The organism is Sphingobacterium sp. HJSM2_6, from assembly GCF_049316305.1.
Classification (GTDB): domain Bacteria; phylum Bacteroidota; class Bacteroidia; order Sphingobacteriales; family Sphingobacteriaceae; genus Sphingobacterium.
This window is the reverse complement of sequence record NZ_JBMOXB010000008.1, coordinates 90,521-112,216: the sequence shown is the minus strand read 5'-3', so window position 1 is coordinate 112,216 and position 21,696 is coordinate 90,521. Positions and strand designations below refer to the sequence as shown.

The following is a 21,696-nucleotide window of genomic DNA, read 5'->3' as shown; positions in this document are numbered from 1 at the left end:
TTGGTAAACTAAAAGCAATATTGTATACTTCATAGGAAAGTGACAAGAATGACCTTTAAGTAAATATTATACGTTAACTTTGATCACTAAATCGAACAATTATTTATGAAATACCTATACCTAATCATAGCAATTGTCTGCGAAATATTTGCGACTACTTACCTGAAGAAATCGGAAGGTTTTAGTTTATGGAAACCTACTTTAATTTGTGTAATTGGATATTTGGTAGCTTTTTACTTTTTAAGTTTAACCTTAAAATCCATGCCTGTAGGCGTTGCTTATGCCTTATGGTCTGGAATAGGAATCGTTTTTATCACACTGGTCGGTTTATTTATTTTTAAGCAAACACCCGATTTGCCTGCCATTTTAGGAATTACATTAATCGTTGCAGGCGTATTAGTTATCAATTTATTCTCAAAAATGAGTGCTCATTAAACTTAATCTAGGTATTGACCTTGCCTTACTAATAAATTTCTGTACTTATTGAATACCGAAGATTTGGAAATAAATCCCAAATATTTTCCTTCCTTATTGGTCACTGGTAATATCCAAACATCATCTTTATTCATCTTGGCCATCACGACATCCATTGGTTCTGTTTCTAAAAGTACATCTGCCGGCTTTTGAGCCAATACACTAAAACTCGTATCTCGCCCGTTTTCTTCCCCTAATAAAATAGAAAATAATCGCTCACTATATATAATCCCTAAGAACTTTCCTTCTTGATCGACGATTGGAAAAATATTGCGTTTGGAATGAATAATATCAGATTGCCTCATTTTAGGTGTTTCTTCTGGTTTCAATTCCACGAAGTTAGTTTCCAGCACATACCTCATTTTCATCATACTTAATACTGTTCGATCTTTATTTTCATAGGAAATCAAATCGCCTGATTCAGCAAGAACTTTCGTATAGATGGAATGTTTCATTATCGATCGATTGATTAAATAGGATATGGAAGACACCAGCATAAGAGGTACCATCAGGGTGTAACCGCCTGTAATTTCTGCAATTAAAAAAATGCTCGTTAATGGTGCATGCATGATGCCTGCCAACGCAGCAGCCATTCCCGCCATCGTGAAATTGGGTACATTTAATTGAATAAATCCGGTTTGATTCACCCCAAATGCAAAAGCAAATCCCAATAGACCTCCCATGACAAGACTGGGGCCAAATACTCCCCCATTTCCTCCGCCATAAATAGTCAATAAGGAAGCCATAGATTTGGAAAACAGGGTTAATATGGTATAGGCCAAAACAACCCACCAAATGTCTTTAAAATCAGAGAACAACGAGTTTTTAACGATTGCATCGAAATGCCCATCTAATATTTGTTGAATGGTTAAATATCCTTCTCCATACAAGGCGGGGAAAATAAATATCATAATTCCTAAACTGATTCCACTGAACCAAACCTTATTATATGGATTTTTTATCTTTCCAATTCCTGTTTTTATAAGTGTCGATATTTTAGAAAAATACACAGTAAACAATCCCACTAATATCGCCATCAATACGTAAAAGACTAAAGCTTCCACCTTCCATTCGATCGCGGCAGTGTGAAATAAAGGTTCTGCATATAATACACGGGAAATCACGGCAGCTAATGCCGATGAAATCAACAAAGGAATAAATGCGGGTATGGAAAACTCCGTCAATAAAATCTCGATGGCAAAAATCATCCCCGCTACAGGACTATTAAACGCTCCAGATATCCCTGCAGCAGCCCCACAAGCTAAAAGCATCGTAACTTCCTTGTAACTCAATCCGAAAAAACGGCCGATATTGGAACCTATGGCAGAACCACTGTGCGCAATTGGAGCCTCCAATCCGGATGATCCTCCAAATCCTACAGTTAATGCCGATGTAAATATCTGGGAATAAACATTGTGTAAATCAATCTTACTGGATCTTCTGGAGATCGCATAGATGATGGGTGTAATCCCATGATCCATGTGTTTACCTTTTAAAAACTTGCGAACATACAACACGCTTAAAAAGATCCCTATCAATGGAAAAACTAAATACAATAAGTATTTATAATGCCACTCAATATCATTTTGCAAGGTTTCAGCAATAAAATGCGTTAAGCCTTTTAATAATGCGGCTGCCAATCCACCGACTATACCCACTAAAAATGCTAATACGATCAAGAAGTTCCTATTGGAAATTTTTCGCATTCGCCAATTATTAATATTGACAAGCTTTTTTAATAGTTTTTCCTTCATAAGTACCGTATTTGTTTCCAAATTTCTATTAGAAATTGAGGAGGTGTGGAATTCAATGGATGAAAATCAACATCCGTTTGTCCATGTTTAACAAAATTTGATACAAATATAAAATTAGTATTCTGTAGTTCGTATAAGAGTTAGGTATTTTGATGGCTCAAGCAAATCAGAATACTACCTTTGTTGCAGCACACATAAAGGGGAAGATTTGAATAAATTGCATGGAAACAATCTACAGCATAAACTATAAAATCACGAAATCAATGAACGACAAAGCCTATCAGGCGTTAAAAGTATAAGCTAACTGTTCAAAATTAATTCGACCTCTTCCTTAACGTAAAGTAATACTTCTTCTACCATCCTGACACTTCCAATAATTAAAGGACAGCGTTGATGTAAAGCATTTGGTTGAATATCTAAGATTGGCAAAAATCCTGTACTGGCTTTACCCCCAGCCTGTTCAGCAATGAAAGCTAAAGGATTACACTCGTACATTAATCGAAGTTTTCCATTGGGATAGGTTGATGTTTCTGGATACAAGAAAATACCACCTTGAATTAAATTACGGTGGAAATCGGCTACTAAAGATCCTATGTACCTGGATGTATAGGGTCTTTGAGTTGCTGGATCCTGATTCTTACAAAATTGGAGGTATTGTTTGATTCCTGCTGAAAACTGATTATAGTTGCTTTCATTAATAGAATAAGTTTTCCCTAGTTCAGGAATTCGTAATTGCGGATGTGACAAGCAAAACTCACCGATCGAAGGATCTAGTGTAAAACCATTCACTCCTTTACCTGTGCTGTAAACTAACATGGTTGAAGAACCATAAATCACATAGCCTGCGGCGACTTGCTGCCGACCTGTTTGTGCAAAATCTTCATCCTGTAATTCTCCTGAAGGACTAACACGCCTATAAATTGAAAAAATAGTACCAACAGATACATTGGCATCAATGTTTGAAGAGCCATCCAATGGGTCAAAATAAACCATATATTTTCCATTGGGGTAGTGCGATGGACTACTGAGATCTAAACCATCTTCGTGTTCTTCTGAAGCTAAATAACAACATTCTCCCGCTTTTTTTAATATGTCAAGGAAGTAATAATCGGCAAATACATCTAATTTTTGTTGTTCTTCCCCTTGTATATTTTGACTTCCTTGTTTCCCAAGAATATCAGCCAATCCTGCCTTATTAACTTCTCGATGCACAATTTTAGCAGCCAAAGAAATGGATTGTAGAAGACGGGTAAACTCTCCTTTGGCTTGTGGAAATTGTGTTTGTTGTTCGGTGATAAATTGTTCTAATGTCTGAATACTCATATGATTCAATAGCTTAGCTATACTCAAATAGGATGAAAAAAAACTTATTTAACCAAAGTTTCTGCCGCTACAAATTGCTTGTAATTGGAATCAAACATACTTTTCAATTTTAAAGCCAGCTCATCGTAAGCTTCTTCGTTATCCCACATTTTTTTAGGATTCAACAACCTAGAAGGGATTCCAGGGCACTCCTTAGGGATATTTAATCCAAAAATAGGATGTTCCTCAAAACCAGCATCCCCCAAATGGCTGTTCATTGCCGAACGGATCAGTTGTCTGGTATAAGTTAATGAAATCCGTCGACCTACACCATATGGGCCAGCTACCCAACCGGTATTGACCAGCCAAACTTGAATATTGGGGTTGGCTTCCAATTTTTCCTTCAACATTTGCGCATAATGCATGGGATGAAGTGGTAGAAAGGCAGCTCCAAAACATGCAGAAAACGTCGCTGTAGGCGTTTTTACTCCTAACTCGGTTCCTGCCACCTTGGCGGTATACCCATTTAAAAAATAGTACATAGCCTGTTCTGCATTCAATTTTGATATGGCCGGTAAAATGCCAAAGGCATCAGCACTGAGGTAGAATATATGCTTAGGTTCTGCATCCTGACCCTTTGGATTGATATTCGTCAAATGATCAATAGGATATGATGCACGCATATTTTCAGTAATGTTGGCATTGTCAAAATCAACTTCCCTAGTTCCAGGTTTAAATAAGACATTTTCTACCAGTGAACCAAACTTAATCGCATTGTATATCTGAGGCTCTTGCTGTGCAGATAAACCAATAGTTTTGGCATAACAGCCCCCTTCAAAATTGAAAACTTCTTCCTCGGACCAACCATGTTCATCATCTCCTATTAAATAGCGACCTTCATCGGAAGATAAGGTAGTTTTCCCAGTACCTGATAAACCAAAAAATAGCGCTGTGTCTTTCTCTTTTCCTACGTTTGCTGCACAATGCATGGTTAACACCTTATGTTTCAAAGGGAGGTAATAATTAAGTGCACTAAATATACTTTTCTTAATTTCCCCAGTATACGCTGTTCCTATGATTAAAACAAGCTGCTTAGATAAATCGAGTAAAACACAGTGTGCTGTAGGCAAACCTAAATCTGCATAATCTGATACCTCCATCTTGGATGCTACTAATACAGTCCAATCGATATGTTTTTGTTCCTGCACATCGGTATTAATAAACATGTTGTGCACAAAAATATCTTGACAAGGCCCTTCGGTAACCGTTAATATTTCTTGGGCAAATTTAGGGTGATTGCATGCTTGCACCGTACGGATATACAAAGGAATATCTGAAAGGTATAAGCTCACTCGATGCAATAGTAATTCAAAAAGTTGACCGGTAATCGGTTTATTAACTTTTCCCCAATTTACAGTTTGAGCAGTTAATTCATCATGAACTAAAAAACGTGATTCAGGGCAACGACCAGTAAACTGCCCAGTTTGGAAACATAAAGCACCGCTGTCAGATAAGCTTGCTTCTTGATTACGGATTGCGTGTTCTACTAATTCTGGAACGGAAAGCTGGAAATACAATGGATCCAAGGGTTGTATACCCAAATTGGCCAATTGATTGCTAATTAATTTTGTCATATATAGGCTTTATTACGCTGACAAATCTATATATATTTTTAGCATAAAAAAATGAAAATTTAGCATATTGTATAAATTACACATATCTAAAACACTTATTTACAAGGATTTAAATTTAAAATTTTTTATAAAAAAATTTAGCTTGATTTCAATTAAAAAATTATCCAATAACAAAAACATAGTTTAAAGGAAATAGCAACATATTAGCCATCAACAATTGAAAAACAAGTATTTAATGCTTCAAATAATTATAATAAATACATTAAAAAAGTAGATTGTTTGATTTGCTAAAACTTTAAGATAATATTTATTTATAAAATGACAAAATAGGTTTATCTAGCGCAACAATTAGGATTATCCACTTTTTATAAGTTCCAATTGAAATTTACTTGATAAACTATTGCCGTTACAGGGATGTTAATTGGAACTTTCACGGATCTTGTTCGTTTTTTACCGACTGAAATAGAAACGAGATCCGAACAAGATCCGCACGAGATCCTTAGAAGAACAAGCTAAAACCTTAATAAATGGCCTGGTTAAGACGGTCGTGGGAAGGAAACTTTAAGCATATTTACAGTCAAAACAATCCTATAAGGCAATAGAGGTATACTGGGTTTAAATAGCTGCAAATGGACTTAAGCCGTATAAAACAGCAGTCTTCAGCTTTTGAATTCGTTAAACAAATGTCATAACTTCTATTTCTCTAAGGATTTTTATCATTCCTAAGTCATTTCCATGGATTTCAATTTTTTAATTTGAAATATTTACCTGTTATTTGCATTACTTTTTGAACAAATAGATAAAATAGTCAAAAAGTAATATTATGAAAACATACATACTACGCTTTACATTCTTTCTCCTATTGAGCTTACAGCTTCCCCTTGTTTGGGCACAGCAAACCCTGCATATCACTGGAAAAGTATTCAATGCAGACAGCTATGAGCCTATACCTTATGCTACGGTAACCGTGTTGGGTGGAGATAAAAATTTGAAAACGACTACGAATGCCAATGGAGAATATACGATGAACATACCCAACAGCGCTAAAGCGATAAGAGTAAGTTCCATCGGTTTTTCTGCAGAGGAATATCCATTAAATCAAGATCCACAGCAAAACATTCGCGTGATGTTATTTCCATCGAACAGTATCGAGGAAATCGTGGTTACAGCGCCAAGACGTTTAAAATATTCCAACAAAAATAATCCAGCAGTTGAGTTAATCCGAAAAGTAGTTGAACATCGCGATGAGAATAGACTTACGGGTCAAAAGCTTGCAGAATTTGATCAGTATGAAAAAATAAGTTTAGGCTTAAGTAATCTAGATGCGAAGTTTAAGAATAAAAAGATATTTAAAAAATACCAGTTTTTATTCCAAGAAGACGATAGCACGAACAGTGGCAACAATTTTCTATTACCAGCGTATATGGAGGAGAAATTCTCCAAAGTGTATTACCGAAAGGATCCCAATGCGAAAAAACAATACATTCTTGCTGAACGAAAAGCAGAATTTGACCCTAAATTCGTTGATAATGATGGACTAAGTAAATATTTTAATCGATTGTACGATGAGGTTGAAATATACGATAATAACATTCATATTTTAACGAATCAGTTTTTGAGTCCAATAGCGAATTCAGCCCCTACATTTTACCGGTATTACATTACAGATACGATTAAAACAAGTCAACCTTATTTGGTAGAATTAAGCTTCTTCCCTAGGAATAAAGCAGATTTATTATTCAAAGGGAAGTTATACATTACCCTAGATGGACAATATGCAGTTCAACGTGCTGAAATGACGGTAAATGACGATATCAATTTAAATTTTGTACGAGATTTAGCTATCGAACTGGCTTTCAAAAAAAATGATGATCAAAAATACTACCTCAGCAAATCCAGTTTAGGTATCGACTTTTCCATTACCGACAAAGGCAAGGGCATCAAAGGAAAACGCGTGGTATTAATAGATAAATATCAAAATGGCATCGAACGTCCTGATAGTATATACCAGGTTCCTGACAAGTATGTGGTGAACCAAGAACTTGTAAAACCTAAAACTGAAGAAGAGGAAACTTTATGGGCTAATATGCGTTTAGAGCCTTTACAGACCTCTGAAAAGATAATCTATGAAAATATAGACAGTTTACAGCAAATGCCTTCATTTAGGACCTTTATGGACATTTCTACCTTGATTTTTTCAGGCTACAAACAAGCTGGGCCATTGGAAATAGGACCTGTAAATACATTTTATTCGTATAATCCGGTGGAGGGCTTTAGGTTACGTGTAGGTGGAAGAACCACCGACCGCTTAAGCAAGCGATTTTACATGGAAGGTTATGGTGCATATGGCTTTGAAGACCAAAAATGGAAATATTTTCTTAGCGGAACGTACTCATTAAATAATAAGTCCATCTATAAATTTCCACAACATTATGTGCGAATTTCTGCATCATACGACACCAAAATTCCAGGACAAAACTTAGAATTCATCCAAGAGGATAATGTTTTATTGTCTTTTAAACGAGGAGAAAATAAAAGTTATTTGTACAATGAAGTTTATCGCTTAGATTATAAAGTCGAATTCAGCAATAATTTCTCCGTAAATGCTGGATTGGCTACCTGGAAACAGAACCCAGCTGGGGTATTAGCCTTCCGCTTACCGCAATTAAATGGTGCATTCAAGCAATTGAATGAAATGAAGAATACGGAATTTAATATAGGTTTTCGCTATGCTCCAAATGAGGAATATTTTCAAGGAAAATTGTATAGAACTCCCATCGTTAATCAATATCCGATACTTAGTTTCAACTATGCTGCTGGGATAAAAGACTTGTTTGGCGGTGAAAGTGCATACCACAATTTTACAGCTGGCGTATTTAAACGCCTATACTTATCGCAATTGGGCTATGCTGATATCAATGTAGATGGAACTTATATTCTAGGAGATAATTTATCGTTTCCAGTTTTAAATATTCACCGGGCCAACCAAACGTATGCCTATCAGTTGCAATCTTACAACCTCATGAATTTCATGGAATTCATTTCGGACAAGCATGCTTCTTTAAATGTGCAGTATTATATGAATGGTTTCCTATTCAATAAAATCCCTTTACTTAAGAAACTAAAGCTACGGGAGGTTTTTAGTTTTAAAGGTGTTTATGGAAGCTTAAGAGCTAGTAATAATCCATCCTTAAATAATAACATATACGCTTGGCAAGTCAATAATGAAGGCCAACAAACTTCTTATACTTTTGGAAATAAACCGTACATGGAGGCAAGTGCTGGTGTAGCAAATATCTTTAAAATCTTACGTGTGGATGTCGTGAAACGACTGAACTATTTAGATCATCCGGATGCACCAGCATGGGGTGTTCGTGCAAGGGTAAAATTTGATTTTTAGACTAAATAAGGTAGCGGATAGGTTTTTTTTGCTATCTCCTTTGGAACGAGGTCTTCCGAGGCTTTGTGCAGCCGGATACGGATGTTTTGGAAAAAGAGGAGCTATTTAGACTCCGTATCGGTTCTAAATAAGTGCTGAACTTAATCATTTTAAAATCTAGCTTTCCTTAAGCTGTATGTTTAAGTTGATGTTTGCGGAAAAACCGTGTTTTAATCAGCTTTTCTTCAAAAAATATTTGCAATAAACTTTTGTAAGACTTACATTTGTGTCGTTATTAATATGAAGATCACTTGCACATACCATCACTGTTTTCATCATCGCCATTGCGGCGATAGATAATAGTATTGGCTTTTACGTAAAGCAAGTTTTTCCCTTGGATCTTATAACAACATATTAATAAAATACACACACAACAAAAACCGATATTTTGAAAAATCTTAAAATTGCTATCCAGAAATCGGGTAGGTTAAATGAAAAATCAGTACTTCTTCTTAAAAATTGCGGATTAGACTTCGAAAACTATAAAAGTTCATTAATAACACGCGTTTCCAATTTTAACTTGGAAATTTTATTTCTTAGGGATGATGATATTCCGGGTTATGTGGAACAAGGTATTGCAGATTTAGGGATTGTTGGTGAGAATGTGATTGATGAAACCCAATCTAAAGTACAATATCTACAACGTTTAGGATTTGGTAAATGTACATTAAAATTAGCTATACCAAAGGATTCAGCAATCGAGCGATTGGAAGATTTGAATGGAAAATCTATCGCGACCTCCTACCCTAACATCTTACAGCAATTTTTAAATGAATACCATATTCAAGCAGCTATCCGTGAAATCTCCGGTTCGGTAGAAATTGCACCTGGATTAGGCTTGAGCGATGCAATTTGCGATATTGTTTCTACTGGAGGAACATTGAAAAGCAATGGTTTAAAACCATTTGTTGATGTTCGTCATTCTGAGGCTATTCTAATAGGTCGTGAAGGATTGGAAGAGAATCCAATAATCTGCGAATTATTACAACGTATACAATCGGTTTTGAGAGCCAAAGAAACGAAGTATGTGGTATTGAATGTAGAAAAGAAAAATCTAAGCCAAATCACGGAATTATTGCATGGGGTAAAAAGTCCTACAGTAGTGCCATTGGCTGAAGAAGGTTGGGTTGCTGTTCATACTGTTATTTCAGAAGATGACTTTTGGGATAAAATCAACAAATTGAAGGCTGCAGGTGCACAAGGCATTGTAGTTATGCCTATTGAAAAAATTATTTTGTAATATGCTGAAATCTTATTCTTATCAAACACTATCTGCCGAGGAGATTCAGCAGCTAGTGAGCAGAAATACGGATCCTAATCATGCCATTCAAGATACGGTTCACCAGATTATTCAAGAAGTTCAAACGAATGGAGATGCTGCTTTGCTCAATTATGCCAAGCAATTTGATAAGGTTAATTTAGACCGCTTGTTTTTAGATAAGGAAGAAATCGAAGCCTTATCGATGTCTATTTCTCGCGACCAAATGCGCGCGCTGGAAATAGCTTTTCAAAATATATACAAATTCCACCAAACCCAATTACGTAAGGAACGTACAGTGGAAACGATGCCAGGAGTAAAATGCTGGCGAGAAGCGAGAGCCATAGAAAAGGTAGGCTTATATATCCCTGGTGGATCTGCTGTGCTACCAAGCACCTTATTGATGCTGGGTATTCCTGCTCGAATTGCCGGTTGTCGAGAAATTGTTGTTTGCTCGCCCCCACAACACCATGGAAAAATTAATGGCTTTGTAGCTTATTGCCTAAAGCTGTTGAAAATTGAAAAAATTTATTTGGCAGGCGGAGCTCAAGCTGTGGCTGCCATGGCCTTTGGTACGAAGAGCATTCCAAAAGTGAATAAAATATTTGGTCCTGGAAATCAATTTGTCACAAAAGCGAAAAGCTTGATTCAAGGAATGTGCGATGTGAGTATTGACATGCCCGCAGGTCCTTCGGAAGTCTTGGTAATCGCAGATGAATCGGCAAATCCGGCCTTTGTGGCTGCGGACCTTTTAGCGCAAGCGGAACATGGCATAGATAGTCAAGCTGTATTGGTTTGCACGAGTGAGGAAATTGCCTCTGCAGTGAATGTAGAATTGACTGCTCAATTGGCGGTACTCCCGCGTAAAGAATTAGCGGAAAAAGCTATTTTAAATTCCTATGTTGTTTTGGTTAATAGTTTACAAGAGGCTATCGCATTTTCCAATAGCTATGCTCCAGAACACTTAATATTGGAAACGGATCAATGGAATTCGTTAACGCATTTGATTCAAAATGCAGGTTCTGTATTTTTAGGACATTTAACGCCTGAAAGTGCTGGGGATTATGCTTCTGGAACTAATCATACCTTACCTACTTCGGGTTATGCTAAATCCTATTCAGGGGTATCTGTGGATTCTTTTGTGAAAAAAATCACCTTTCAACACATCAGTGAGCAAGGTTTGGAACAGATTGGATCGACCGTGGAAATTCTTGCTGAATTGGAAGGATTGCAAGCGCATAAAAATGCAGTGAGTATTCGAAAGAAAAATAAATAATTTTGATTTTGATCAAAAAAAATAGAGGAAATAATTTTATCCTCTATTTTTTTGTTTTGAATTTATTTCTTCTTCTTTTTCTTTTTAGCAGATTTACCCACTATTTTGGTATAAATCTCTTTGATGGAATCTTTGATTTTCTCTAAGACTTTTTCTTCCGATTTCGGCGTAGATTTTTTCTTATCTTTTACTTCTGCTGCTTTTACTTTCTTCGCCTTCTTATCTTTTTTGACTTTTTTATCTGCTTTCTTTTGATCTTTTTTCTTGTCAGAATCTTTGGCCTTTTGATCTTTTTTCTTATCAGAATCCTTGGCTTTTTTAACTTTCTCTTGATCAGCTTTTAAGTCTTTTTTCGTAGGAACTTCCTCTTTATAGGATGCTTCTTTTTCAATCTTAGCTTTTTCTACTGCTGCTGGAACTTCTTTCTCTTGAGCTTTTTCAGCTTTGACTACAGGTTTTACGGCAGTTTTTACTTGCTTCACTGCTGTAGGTTTTACGGATTTTGAAGTTGTTTTTGCAGTGACTGCACTGGATGCTACTTTCGGCTCAGCTGCCTTCGCCACTGTAGTTTTTGTTGCATCAGCGTTTGCTACTGTGGCTACTGTTGCCTTTGCTGCTGGTTTAACTGAACCGGTTTTCGCAGCTGGTTTTACTGCTACTTTTGTCGTATTGCCTGGTTTACGCCCTCGGGTGCTTAGAGGTTTTGTCGTGGACTCAGTTGTACTGCTTTTGGCAGTTTCTACTTTTGGACTCTCTGCAACGACTGCAGCTTCTTTTTTTACAGGGGCAGGTTTTGCTGTTGATGCTTTAACCGTGGTTGTTTTTGGACTTGCTGAACTTGCTGTTGTAGATTTTGTTGCTGCTGGCTTTGCTGCTGCTGGTCTTACTGTTGTAGATTTTGCTGCCGCTGGTTTTACAGCTACTTTTTTTACTGCTGCTGGTTTAGCCGCACTAACAATCTCCTTTTTCTCTACTGTGGGTTCTGGGGTACCGCCTGTTGTTTTTGTATTTTCTGCCATAATTATTTGATGATTAAGGTAGTCTATTGCTAATTGTTATCTTGGTAATTTGTTGTTTTCCCTAATTATTTTGTTATTTATCTTAAAAATCTAATCTTTAAAAATTGAGTTTTTATGGATTAAAATGAATTCTAAACTATTGATAAATATAGACTATACCATTTTTCTACTTTTATGTATAATATGAATATAGCAAATATGTTTCCAAAAATCGTTAGGATTTAAACGTTTTTAGTTTCTTGTAGTCAATGTTATTGTTTACTTTTGTCAACTAACATAATGGGGTCGACCGGAATTGACAGGGTAGCGATGGTTATGTAAGCATGCAGTGCATTGTGAGTCTAGCACTTTAATCTGAACTTTCACACTTATAATTGGCGAAGAAAACTACGCCTTAGCTGCTTAAGTTAGACTTAACATAGCTATTTGTCCCGTTAAATCCTGTTCTTTGGTTTAACATTAGGGGCATCGAACTTTAGAACTGGTCATGGCGATTCTGCTAAGTCATGACGAGACCCAGCAGATACGGAGAACGGTATAGGTCTGCAACTCACCTTCCCTCCCCCGACAACTAAAGAGAAGCTAAGCATGTAGAAAGCGTAAATCATACTACGTTTGGACGAGGGTTCGAATCCCTCCGGCTCCACCCGAGGGGATTGAAGACATTTCAGTCCCCTTTTTTGTGACTTTCAACAAATTCAATTCGTTCATTTTCAATATATTACGATTAAACAAAGGATTGATTTCGAGAGTTCGATAGCTCCCATTATCGATGATGAGACCCAAATTGAACACCCTTGAAAGTAGCGTACGCTTATCTATGACATTCGATGATTCGTAAAGTTTCGATAGATCTGAGAGTTTATTTAGCTCCGAATTCAGGACCTTTTTTAGCTTGTCTTTGTCTTTTCCGTAATCAAATTTATTGAGTTTTAGCGTTTGTATTTTTTGCGTTAGATCGCTATGCCATCTGGAATAAGTCTCCTGATTAATACTGTTATTGATCCATTTCTCTTCAACCGATCTTAACTTACTTTCTGCCACAGCTAGCTCCTTATTTCTACTTGCATTACCCTCTTTTTCTGTTTTTAAATTCTGATCTAAAATACTTGTTGCTAAGTCGCGAATTTCTTGAATAAGATCCGTTGGAATACTAATTAATTTTAAAATCTCCATCAATTGTTGATGGGCTTTGATAGCACTAATATTGTTATGTTTTGACGTTAACCGACAGCGATAGTAATAATAATATTGACCAGTTTTTCCTCGCGATGCCGCACCTGTCATGAACCGCCCACAATGACATTGTAACAATCCACGCAATGGAATGTCTTCATTTAAGGTAACAACAGTTCGCACTTCCTTACGAAATTTTTCTTGCACTTGGTTCCAAGAATAGAGATCGATAATAGGTTCTGCATTTTTTATTGGAAACATTCCCCCTGGATTATTTTTCCAAGCTTTTACTTTTTGGAAACCACTGTAAAGAGGATTCTTTAAAATTCGATTAATGCAGGAATTACCCGTATGTGGAAATCCCTGAGAAACTGCAATTTCTTGAATCTTATAAATAGGAACATCCTTTAAAAATAAGTCGTAAATTAAGCGTATTACCTGCGCCTCCTCTTCTTCTATCACCAATTTCATGTCACGTTCACGCCTAATCTTTTCATATCCATAAGGAGCTGGTCCGCCATGGATATATTTTCCTTTAATGGCCTTTGCTGAATAGATCCCCCAGTTGATATCATTTTGTCTTTTGATATTTTCTGAGTCTCCCAAAAGAAATTCTAGGCCCATCATAAAATAAGAACTGTGATCGGTAACATCATAGACCATGCTCCGGCCAGCACTGACTATTTTTATCCCATATTCCTTCTGAATTTTCATGACCATATTGATTGCATCGCCCGTTATACGGCTAAATCGCGTCAATTCAGAAACAATCAGGTAATCGATTTCCTGATGATTCTTTTTGATAAATGAAAACAAAGCCTTTACATCGGGACGATCAAATGTCTTAGCGCTATATCCCTCATCTCGGAAAGTATCAATTATTTCAACATCCGCACTATCTGTCCATTGCGAAGTAATAAAATCCTGCCGTTCGATGCTATGGCGACTTTGGTCATAGTTACTGAACCTTAAATATCGAATTCCCTTTTTCATAATAGACAAATAATAGATTTGTTAAAAATTTAATAATTAATCGGAAATTTCCCGATTTTACATCAATTAATTGACAGATTTAACTGTGCCATATAATTATTCAAACTTTAATTGCATGATCAGTTCCAAAAAATAGGATTTTGACCAAATAGCTAGTTTTTTGCTTTCTGGAATAAATTTGATAATATCTTCTTTGACCGTTTCCATAGTAACAGATTCAATACGGTTCCTTAACAACTCAAGGAACTCTTCTTGATGTATTGTTGAATTTGTCCAATCCCCTGTATCCTGAGCTCTAGCTAGAAAATGATCCAGATTCAGAGGGATTCCTTTTCTGATGTACCATTCCAGGTCATACCAATCTCTTCCCTTCACTCTATTTTGCCATTTACGAAACAATAAGGCATGCATTTTTCCTGCAAATAAATTAGGCTTTGTAAAGCATTTGACATAAAAAGAATAGGGTTTGAGCAATAACTTCTCTTCCGTTTCGAATCGCAATAGAGGTTGACGGTCGACTTCTAACTTGATTTTAAGACCAACCATAGCCCCTAGACCCGCATCAAGTACCATACCTTCAAGAACTAGTTCCCTCCAAACGGTTTCTGGTTTTAAAAATGCAGAATCTATCGAAGTTCCCTTTAGTTTTTTCTTTTCTTTAATACTAACCTGCAAGCCAACAGTAGCAAACTCCTCCACTAATCCCTTGAAATATGGTTCTAAAGAGAAATTTGGATCGCTTTCTAATAAAGAAAAGTCTAAATCTTCAGAAAACCGATCCAATCCATAAAATATCCGCAAAGCTGTACCTCCATAAAAGGCAGCTTTTTCAAAGAAACCAGATCGTTGAAGACCAGCTAAGGACACCTCTTGCATAATCTCTCGAAGAGCTGAGAAAGCCTGCTCTTGATTCTTCGGTTCATAGGAAGCTAGCCATTCCTTAATCATCATATCTGTAATGTTTTTAATAACCATCCTAAACTCTGCTTCTTTGGTGAAAAAGCAAGCCAACTCTCCATCATTGCCACGTCCAATGATGAAAGCTGTTCCTCATCCATTCGTAGATCTTCAAATAAAAATGATTTTGTTTGAGGCAAACTTCTCAATAAAATTCCTGAAGTGAGGATAATTCGATCAAACAACGCTTTTTCTGGACAAGCCATAAGAACAGTTTGCCTTTCCGTCAACCGGACACTTTTAATTCCTAATGAGTAGTAGTTTTTCGAAACATGGTAATAGCGAAACCGACCAATCGGCGTCTCATAATACTTGGCTATTTTTGTCGTACAGGAAAGTACTTCAAAAACCTTCTCAGGAATCATTCCCCAATAGGAAAGCGCAGAATCCGAAGATACATAACTTGGACCCCAAAGATGGTTGGCAATTAATTTATCATCCGGTAGATCAACACGCAAGCTAGGTCCTGGAATATAAAAACCATTCTTTAAATGGACCAAGTTCCCTTGCTTAATCATTTCACTGATCTTGTCATTTGGACGTTGATAGCCATCTAACAGACTCAGAAGGATCTGTCGGGTGAGCACCTCTTCACGGTAATTCAGTAAAGAATCTTCAATTTTCATGTTAAATATTTACATAAAAATCGGAATAAAACCGATTTAAACAAAATTATTTAACATTTATTTACGTTTAATGGCTCTTTTATCTGCCCATATTCCTTGAGGGGTATTTATATAACTCCGTAATACATTGCTGACTATAATATCCGCCAATAGATTAACGATTTTTAAACGTTCTGTTTCCAACGGATGAATTGTCGTAACGTTGGATTGTACCGATATTGTTCCTTTATTCTTTTTAATTGATTCATTCATCACGCTGCCTCCCACAAAAAATGCTGCCTTTCATTAATTGACAAAGACAGCATCATTTTTCTTATTATATATTTATCTCTTTTACTCCAATCCTTCTCCAGATAAGATTATACAACTCGGCTTATTTCGATTATATGAAGGATAATATTGGAGATATCCAAAACCATGTAAATCTCCTAGGCATCCATAATATGTACTCGATGCTCGAATCTTAGCTTTAGGCATAATTTGCCTACAATAAACGTGAATCACCTCAGGCTTGCCACATTCCATCCAATACATCCATATTGCAGTATAAATTGCAATATGAGTGGAACCCATCCGCCCATCGTTCGTAATCTTACCCATAAACCTGGAAATCAGCTGCACTCCATTGCACGAATCCATGCAATTATCCCAAAGACTGTTTCACTTTTTTCTTGGATGGCTTAAGGCTGGATTCTCCATCTATTGCAGTTCCCTGCTTTACCTTAGCTGATTTCTTTTCATCTAATGCTTGTTCTTTTCGTTGATGATGAGGTATGGACTGGCTTATCTTTTTAAAGTTTGTGTCATAGATATTGACGGATTTATATTGGGGGTTTGCTTCCACAAAGACCTTCACACTTTCATCGCCTTTCTGGATATTGACTGCATGGAGATTTCCTTTTTTGAGCGAATCGAGGAAATCTTCTCGATACTGTAAATTCGTGTATTGCTCAATATTATGTTTTTCTACTTCCTTATTTAAATCATATCCATAATTTTCATGATACTGATTCATCTTAAAATTTCCATGGTTATCAGTCTGCTTAAAATCCAATTGAATCCAGGCTTTATAGCCTTCCCCTTTTTGATTGATTAATTCTTTGTAAACAGAGCGTCCACTGAGTAAATTATAAGCCTCCTTCATGGTAATATTATTTCCCTTATGGATATAAAACTGCTGACTAAGGTCCGTACTGTTTCCTGCCTTTTGCAGCTCCATTTTATAGGAGTTGAAAAAATAAAGATCCGTTTCTTTGGACTTATTGAAATTCAGGGTTGCTTGCAAATAGTCCTGCTGGTATTGGGCATGATATTGGAGAGTGAAATTCTCCTTACCCTGCAATATTGACTCTTTGAGCTCATTCTCCAGTCCTTCACCAAACCCCGTAAACTTTACTTGATCACGTAGGTATTCAAAATTCTTGTTGTTCATCTTTACAATTTTTATTCGTTGATTAATTTTGCCTTAATAAGATCTTTATTACCAAGTCTCATGCGGAAATTGCGCCCCCCATTCTTTTCCTTTACTTCTAAGATCAAATGTTTTTTATCAGCTAAAGTAAACTTGGGTAATACGCAGACTATTCGCCCCGAGCTAAAGCTTGATACACTCTCGGGCTGACCTTGCATGTTGATTGGATTCAGTTCAATCTCTTGAAAGGCCGTGCGCTTAAGCTGTTTATTATCGCAAACAAAAAAGCGTATGTCATCTAATTGATATTCTAATGCGCTCTCATTGGATAGCAAAAGCACCAAATAGAATAAGTTTTTTTGGACGTAAAGCCCCTCAAGATTCATAGTGACACCAAATGCCCTTTCTCGCTTTATAGCCTTTTGGCCACTGAGTTGTTTGACAAGCCTAATATTGTTTTCTAATATGGCTTCATCAACCGCGAATTTTTTCCCTTTGAAATCCTGCTTTTTCGAAGCTTCCAATACCACAACATTCAACACATCTGGATTTTTCGCATAACTCAACAGAAAGGAATGCAACTTTCCGTCTCCAGTAATGACCGAAAGATTGGTGGCTTCAAAGTCCGCTTTAGCCGATTTTACCTGAAGAATATGATCTGCACCCTCAGCCTTACGAACCAAAATATCCCCAGTGCCAAGGTCTACTCCACGGATTGTATATGGAAATACGATGTTTGTAGTTTTGCTATCGCTGACGGTAAGATTTGAGGTACTAATATCTTGCCCCATAAGCGTTGTTAATCCACAAAGGTTAAACAACAGAAATGCGCTAGCCATTTTGTTAATTGTCGATTCTTTTACATTCATGATTTCTTTGTTTTATTTTTGTTTAAGTAGTACACGATAGCCATCTTTTAAAGTCACTTTAACCGTTTTAACTTGAAGGCTTAGCAGCCTTTTTGCAGCCCCAATACCAGCATCAACGGCTTTGGCCGAAAGAGACTCATCCAGACTGCTCATATTGACGCTTTGAATTCCTTGATCGATCGAGCCTTTACCGACGTCTTTAATACTAGATCCTGGAATAAAGACCCCAGCAATTCCGTCAAGATCATAAAGCTCTAAATCAACAGGGAGGATGGATTGTCCTAATCGAACTGTATTGATTTTAACATGTAACCGATCACCTTGTAGACTGACTACACCATTTAGAAAATGGTTTGCTTCCACAAGTTGTCCCCCCAATTCAACATCTTCGCATAAGGAAAGCTTTAATGTGGAACCACTAACAAGGGTTTGCTCTCCATGGACCTCAGCGAGGATAGCATTGTTTTCCTGCAGAACTGCAACTTTAGAATCAACAAGTCCATAAAAACCACTTCCTGAAGCCTGAGAACTGCTGTCTCCATTTAAGGCATTCGCAATGCCTACTTTCCTACGTTGAACTTGATATACTGGGGGTATATGGGCTAGATTATTTTCTTTGATGGCTTGCTGTATTCTTTCAGGATGTTGGATATCAATAATTTTATCCAACATACCTGATAGCTGCTGCATTTCTGGGTCTTCAGAACCACCTCCATTGATCTGATTCATCAATAGCTGCAATCGGTCAACATCAGAAGGCTCCTCTTTTTCATTTGGATCCCTTAGGCTAAGTTTTCCGTCCGTTGCATCAGTAGGTTCCTCGTTCGTAAGTTGATGTTGCAACACTTCTAGTCGATTTTGAAGGATCAATGCACGGTCATCCAAATTGCTTTGCATTACATCAGGATAGGAACCGCTCATTTCTCCGTCGCGAATTCCTCCTCCAAGACTGTCGGGAATGAAGAAATCAAACGAAGTTTTCCTAACTCCTTGCCGATCGTATTGATCTTCAGAAGGGAAAGCTGCATACAGATCCATTTTGTCTAGTTCTTTATTTTGAGAGAGTTCAGCCTGAGGAACCGCCAATAAAGGTCGATTGCTTATAGAATCCGCTTTAATCTGCTCATCATCAATTATCCTATCCCAGCCCCAATAACCAATCGTAAATAAGGGCAGAACAATTATAGGGAGTGCAAACATTACTGTTCGCTGCTTTCTAGTAATGTTAATTTTTTTTAGTCTATTCATATTTTATATTTTTTGGTTAAACATTTCACAAGAGATCAAAACGGATAAATTACTTTATCAAATGAGATGCTATCCTGGAGTGGAATCCAGGTTTCCATCGGTTTTGGTGATGGACCAATGGAGTGTAATGAAGAATCAACAAAGCTGAATGTTATCGTTAGTTCATTAGAAAAAAAAATTAAATTGACCATTACAGTTACATGGATGCAAAAGGAAATGATCCAAACGAATGTTAAGGCAAGGACTGGCCTAAACTGAATATATTTAACTATTCTAATGACCATTTGGGATAAAACCGCATTGCTTTTTAAATTAGAATAATTTCCAACTACAGCCACACTATTGCCATTTAGCAAATCATTGATTACAACCATCTTTCATCAATTTCTTTTTTCCTTACTGAGTTCCTTATTCTCCAATGTTTTCCACCCCTCGATTAACAGTCCATGTGGATTTTGATCTGACCTTGCAATCTCCCGAAGGGAACCTTCGGTGATGAGCGACCTGGTAACAATACTGCTGGATCGAGTGATAATTTGTTTTCCAAAAAAACGGAACCTCATCGATCGATATTCGATAGATAACAATACACTGTCTGCTTCCAGAGTTTGGCTGACATTTCCAGTAATCAAACCAGAATAAAAACCTCCCTCCATGAGGTCCGAGTAGACCCGCTGAGCACTTTGATCCGCTAAATAAAGAGCCTTACGAATATGCTTTCGATTGGCTTTTTCATCAGGAACCAAGGAAAAAAAAAGTTGATGAAAGGTCTCAACATGGTTTCTACATTCAGACGACAGGTTGTCTCTTCGGTTACTAGCGTAGGCTTCCATCACTTTGCCTTGCGATAGCACATAAATCCGTTCCTGTAGTCCATTTACAGCCCTGAAACTTTTATGTATTGCAAATACACTCAACAATAAACTACCGCAAACCGTGATCAAGCTAAACATTCGCACATGGCGAAACGCCCGATCCAAATTCTTTATACTTCCAAACATCACTTTCCTCCCTTTATTTTTTCAAATCTCCTTTAGCAAACAATTATTGTTCACCATAATCCAATTTATTTCAATTTTTCAGCCATATAGGAATCACCATTTTTACCATTGGAAAAATAAGGATCCGATTGGTTCTGGCCCGACATATCCTGCGTCATCTTATTGTGAGCGGAACCCATAGCATCGATGACCATACCACCCGCAGCAGCACCACCCGTAAGGATAACTTGGGTAGACTTCGAAAATAGACTGCCAATTTTTTGACCTAAAACGGAACCCCCACCAGCATGAACGATATAGTTGGCAACTGAAGGAACACTGAAATATCCAACGATCCCTATGATTAAAAATACCAGGTAGGCCAAATCCGTTCGGCTAAAAAAGGTATCCCCTTGTTCCCCAATTTGCTGAAGATCTAGCTTTAACATATTTTCCTGAATCTTTCCCAAGATCCCTCCAAAAACGTTCGCTACCGGTAACCAAAGAAAGATATTGATGTATCGTGCGACCCAAACCGTCAAGGTATGTTGAAAACCATCGAACACGGCAATTCCGAAGACCAAAGGTCCCAAAATAGAAAGCACTACCAGTTGAAAGGTTCTCAGGGTATTGATACAGAGAGCCGCAGCCTCAAAAAGAATCTGTAGCACCTCGCTCAACCATTCCTTAACGGAATTCCTGAAATTATAGGAAACCTTAGCCATGGCAAACTTGATATCATTTCCAATACCATCCAACATACCCTCTTCTTCCGGGTGCTCTCCATGCGTATATTTATACCATTTGTCGCAATCGCCCTCTCCTGTACTTCCTACGTACATCTGCCAAGTATTTGTTTCTTTAATTGACCGCTCCTTTTGCTCTAGCAACTTTTCTATTGCTTTATTGGAATCTTTGACCATAGATGAACTAACCGTAACAACAGGCTGCATCACGCCATTGATTAAGCCCAAAACCGATGGGAAAATTGCAATACAGAAGCCGATGACAAAGGGACGCAATAACGGATAAAAATCGACAGGATCTGCATTGGCAATATGTCGCCAGATCCTCGAACCAATGTACCAGATAGCAGCAAACCCCGCAATGCCTTGTCCAACGCCCATCAATCGACCGCACAATGGCATCATTTCCTGATATAACTGCTCCAAGATGGAATGCATGCTCTGCATTTCCTGAGCAACACTCTGCGCTTGGATGGCCCTAGGAAACAAACCTATCATAATCAACATGCTAACAACAACGCCTTTCTTCCTCAT

The 21,696-nt window shown here is 37.2% G+C and carries 18 protein-coding genes and 1 other RNA gene; 5 read left to right on the top strand and 14 right to left on the bottom strand.

Annotated features, from left to right (window positions below; translation table 11 throughout):
• The first annotated feature begins 105 nt into the window (after positions 1-105).
• Positions 106-435 carry a DMT family transporter gene (locus tag ACFRAE_RS09080; protein WP_422796828.1) on the top strand — a complete coding sequence of 110 codons (330 nt, stop codon included), beginning with the start codon at positions 106-108 and terminating at the stop codon, positions 433-435.
• A gap of 2 nt (positions 436-437) precedes the next feature.
• Here the strand turns inward: ACFRAE_RS09080 and ACFRAE_RS09075 are convergent, their stop codons facing one another.
• From ACFRAE_RS09075 to ACFRAE_RS09065, 3 genes are all read right to left on the bottom strand, one after another.
• Positions 438-2,228 carry a chloride channel protein gene (locus tag ACFRAE_RS09075; protein WP_422796827.1) on the bottom strand — a complete coding sequence of 597 codons (1,791 nt, stop codon included), beginning with the start codon at positions 2,226-2,228 and terminating at the stop codon, positions 438-440.
• Between the two features lie 300 nt (positions 2,229-2,528).
• On the bottom strand, positions 2,529-3,551 hold the full coding sequence (fbp, locus tag ACFRAE_RS09070; protein WP_422796826.1) for a class 1 fructose-bisphosphatase: 1,023 nt from the start codon (positions 3,549-3,551) through the stop codon (positions 2,529-2,531).
• 44 nt (positions 3,552-3,595) lie between these two features.
• Positions 3,596-5,164: a phosphoenolpyruvate carboxykinase (ATP) gene (locus ACFRAE_RS09065; RefSeq protein WP_422796825.1), complete on the bottom strand. Its 1,569-nt coding sequence runs from the start codon at positions 5,162-5,164 to the stop codon at positions 3,596-3,598.
• Positions 5,165-5,987: 823 nt separating this feature from the next.
• Between ACFRAE_RS09065 and ACFRAE_RS09060 the strand changes: the two genes are divergently transcribed.
• From ACFRAE_RS09060 to hisD, 3 genes are all read left to right on the top strand, one after another.
• The gene (locus ACFRAE_RS09060) at positions 5,988-8,564 is read left to right on the top strand and encodes a DUF5686 family protein (protein WP_422796824.1); all 2,577 of its coding nucleotides are present in this window, start codon (positions 5,988-5,990) and stop codon (positions 8,562-8,564) included.
• A 427-nt stretch (positions 8,565-8,991) separates the two neighbouring features.
• Complete coding sequence (gene hisG / locus ACFRAE_RS09055; protein ID WP_422796823.1) at positions 8,992-9,843, top strand: ATP phosphoribosyltransferase; 852 nt, start codon at positions 8,992-8,994, stop codon at positions 9,841-9,843.
• Between the two features lies 1 nt (position 9,844).
• Positions 9,845-11,137, top strand: a complete 1,293-nt coding sequence (hisD, locus tag ACFRAE_RS09050; RefSeq protein WP_422796822.1) for a histidinol dehydrogenase — start codon at positions 9,845-9,847, stop codon at positions 11,135-11,137.
• A gap of 62 nt (positions 11,138-11,199) precedes the next feature.
• Here hisD and ACFRAE_RS09045 read toward each other — a convergent pair whose 3' ends face one another.
• Complete coding sequence (locus ACFRAE_RS09045; protein WP_422796821.1) at positions 11,200-12,156, bottom strand: hypothetical protein; 957 nt, start codon at positions 12,154-12,156, stop codon at positions 11,200-11,202.
• A gap of 281 nt (positions 12,157-12,437) precedes the next feature.
• Between ACFRAE_RS09045 and ssrA the strand changes: the two genes are divergently transcribed.
• Positions 12,438-12,805: a transfer-messenger RNA gene (ssrA, locus tag ACFRAE_RS09040) on the top strand.
• Here ssrA and ACFRAE_RS09035 read toward each other — a convergent pair.
• From ACFRAE_RS09035 to traJ, 10 genes are all read right to left on the bottom strand, one after another.
• Positions 12,766-14,325, bottom strand: a complete 1,560-nt coding sequence (locus ACFRAE_RS09035; protein ID WP_422796820.1) for a recombinase family protein — start codon at positions 14,323-14,325, stop codon at positions 12,766-12,768. The genes ssrA and ACFRAE_RS09035 overlap by 40 nt on opposite strands.
• 96 nt (positions 14,326-14,421) lie before the next feature.
• Positions 14,422-15,276, bottom strand: a complete 855-nt coding sequence (locus ACFRAE_RS09030; RefSeq protein WP_422796819.1) for a nucleotidyl transferase AbiEii/AbiGii toxin family protein — start codon at positions 15,274-15,276, stop codon at positions 14,422-14,424.
• Positions 15,273-15,908 carry a type IV toxin-antitoxin system AbiEi family antitoxin domain-containing protein gene (locus tag ACFRAE_RS09025; protein ID WP_422796818.1) on the bottom strand — a complete coding sequence of 212 codons (636 nt, stop codon included), beginning with the start codon at positions 15,906-15,908 and terminating at the stop codon, positions 15,273-15,275. Before ACFRAE_RS09025 ends, ACFRAE_RS09030 begins: the two co-directional genes overlap by 4 nt.
• 57 nt (positions 15,909-15,965) lie before the next feature.
• On the bottom strand, positions 15,966-16,160 hold the full coding sequence (locus ACFRAE_RS09020; RefSeq protein WP_422796817.1) for a hypothetical protein: 195 nt from the start codon (positions 16,158-16,160) through the stop codon (positions 15,966-15,968).
• A gap of 81 nt (positions 16,161-16,241) precedes the next feature.
• Positions 16,242-16,508 carry a hypothetical protein gene (locus ACFRAE_RS09015; protein ID WP_422796816.1) on the bottom strand — a complete coding sequence of 89 codons (267 nt, stop codon included), beginning with the start codon at positions 16,506-16,508 and terminating at the stop codon, positions 16,242-16,244.
• Between the two features lie 43 nt (positions 16,509-16,551).
• Positions 16,552-17,340: a hypothetical protein gene (locus tag ACFRAE_RS09010; protein ID WP_422796815.1), complete on the bottom strand. Its 789-nt coding sequence runs from the start codon at positions 17,338-17,340 to the stop codon at positions 16,552-16,554.
• An 11-nt stretch (positions 17,341-17,351) separates the two neighbouring features.
• Complete coding sequence (traN, locus tag ACFRAE_RS09005) at positions 17,352-18,158, bottom strand: conjugative transposon protein TraN (RefSeq protein ID WP_422796814.1); 807 nt, start codon at positions 18,156-18,158, stop codon at positions 17,352-17,354.
• A gap of 42 nt (positions 18,159-18,200) precedes the next feature.
• Entirely contained in the window at positions 18,201-19,436 is a 1,236-nt protein-coding gene (gene traM, locus ACFRAE_RS09000) for a conjugative transposon protein TraM (RefSeq protein WP_422796813.1), read from the bottom strand.
• 380 nt (positions 19,437-19,816) lie between these two features.
• Positions 19,817-20,437, bottom strand: a complete 621-nt coding sequence (traK, locus tag ACFRAE_RS08995) for a conjugative transposon protein TraK (RefSeq protein ID WP_422796812.1) — start codon at positions 20,435-20,437, stop codon at positions 19,817-19,819.
• 65 nt (positions 20,438-20,502) lie between these two features.
• Positions 20,503-21,696, bottom strand: a complete 1,194-nt coding sequence (gene traJ, locus ACFRAE_RS08990) for a conjugative transposon protein TraJ (RefSeq protein WP_422796811.1) — start codon at positions 21,694-21,696, stop codon at positions 20,503-20,505.

Coding starts and splice junctions, on each gene's coding strand:
- hisD (WP_422796822.1), top strand. CDS start 9,845: ATGCTGAAATCTTATTCTTATCAAACACTATCTGCCGAGGAGATTCAG.
- fbp (WP_422796826.1), bottom strand. CDS start 3,551: ATGAGTATTCAGACATTAGAACAATTTATCACCGAACAACAAACACAA.
- ACFRAE_RS09080 (WP_422796828.1), top strand. CDS start 106: ATGAAATACCTATACCTAATCATAGCAATTGTCTGCGAAATATTTGCG.
- ACFRAE_RS09060 (WP_422796824.1), top strand. CDS start 5,988: ATGAAAACATACATACTACGCTTTACATTCTTTCTCCTATTGAGCTTA.
- traM (WP_422796813.1), bottom strand. CDS start 19,436: ATGAATAGACTAAAAAAAATTAACATTACTAGAAAGCAGCGAACAGTA.
- ACFRAE_RS09010 (WP_422796815.1), bottom strand. CDS start 17,340: ATGAACAACAAGAATTTTGAATACCTACGTGATCAAGTAAAGTTTACG.
- ACFRAE_RS09015 (WP_422796816.1), bottom strand. CDS start 16,508: ATGGGTAAGATTACGAACGATGGGCGGATGGGTTCCACTCATATTGCA.
- ACFRAE_RS09035 (WP_422796820.1), bottom strand. CDS start 14,325: ATGAAAAAGGGAATTCGATATTTAAGGTTCAGTAACTATGACCAAAGT.
- traK (WP_422796812.1), bottom strand. CDS start 20,437: ATGTTTGGAAGTATAAAGAATTTGGATCGGGCGTTTCGCCATGTGCGA.
- ACFRAE_RS09020 (WP_422796817.1), bottom strand. CDS start 16,160: ATGAATGAATCAATTAAAAAGAATAAAGGAACAATATCGGTACAATCC.
- ACFRAE_RS09065 (WP_422796825.1), bottom strand. CDS start 5,164: ATGACAAAATTAATTAGCAATCAATTGGCCAATTTGGGTATACAACCC.
- ACFRAE_RS09075 (WP_422796827.1), bottom strand. CDS start 2,228: ATGAAGGAAAAACTATTAAAAAAGCTTGTCAATATTAATAATTGGCGA.
- traN (WP_422796814.1), bottom strand. CDS start 18,158: ATGGCTAGCGCATTTCTGTTGTTTAACCTTTGTGGATTAACAACGCTT.
- ACFRAE_RS09025 (WP_422796818.1), bottom strand. CDS start 15,908: ATGAAAATTGAAGATTCTTTACTGAATTACCGTGAAGAGGTGCTCACC.
- ACFRAE_RS09045 (WP_422796821.1), bottom strand. CDS start 12,156: ATGGCAGAAAATACAAAAACAACAGGCGGTACCCCAGAACCCACAGTA.
- ACFRAE_RS09030 (WP_422796819.1), bottom strand. CDS start 15,276: ATGATGATTAAGGAATGGCTAGCTTCCTATGAACCGAAGAATCAAGAG.
- traJ (WP_422796811.1), bottom strand. CDS start 21,696: ATGAGGAAGAAAGGCGTTGTTGTTAGCATGTTGATTATGATAGGTTTG.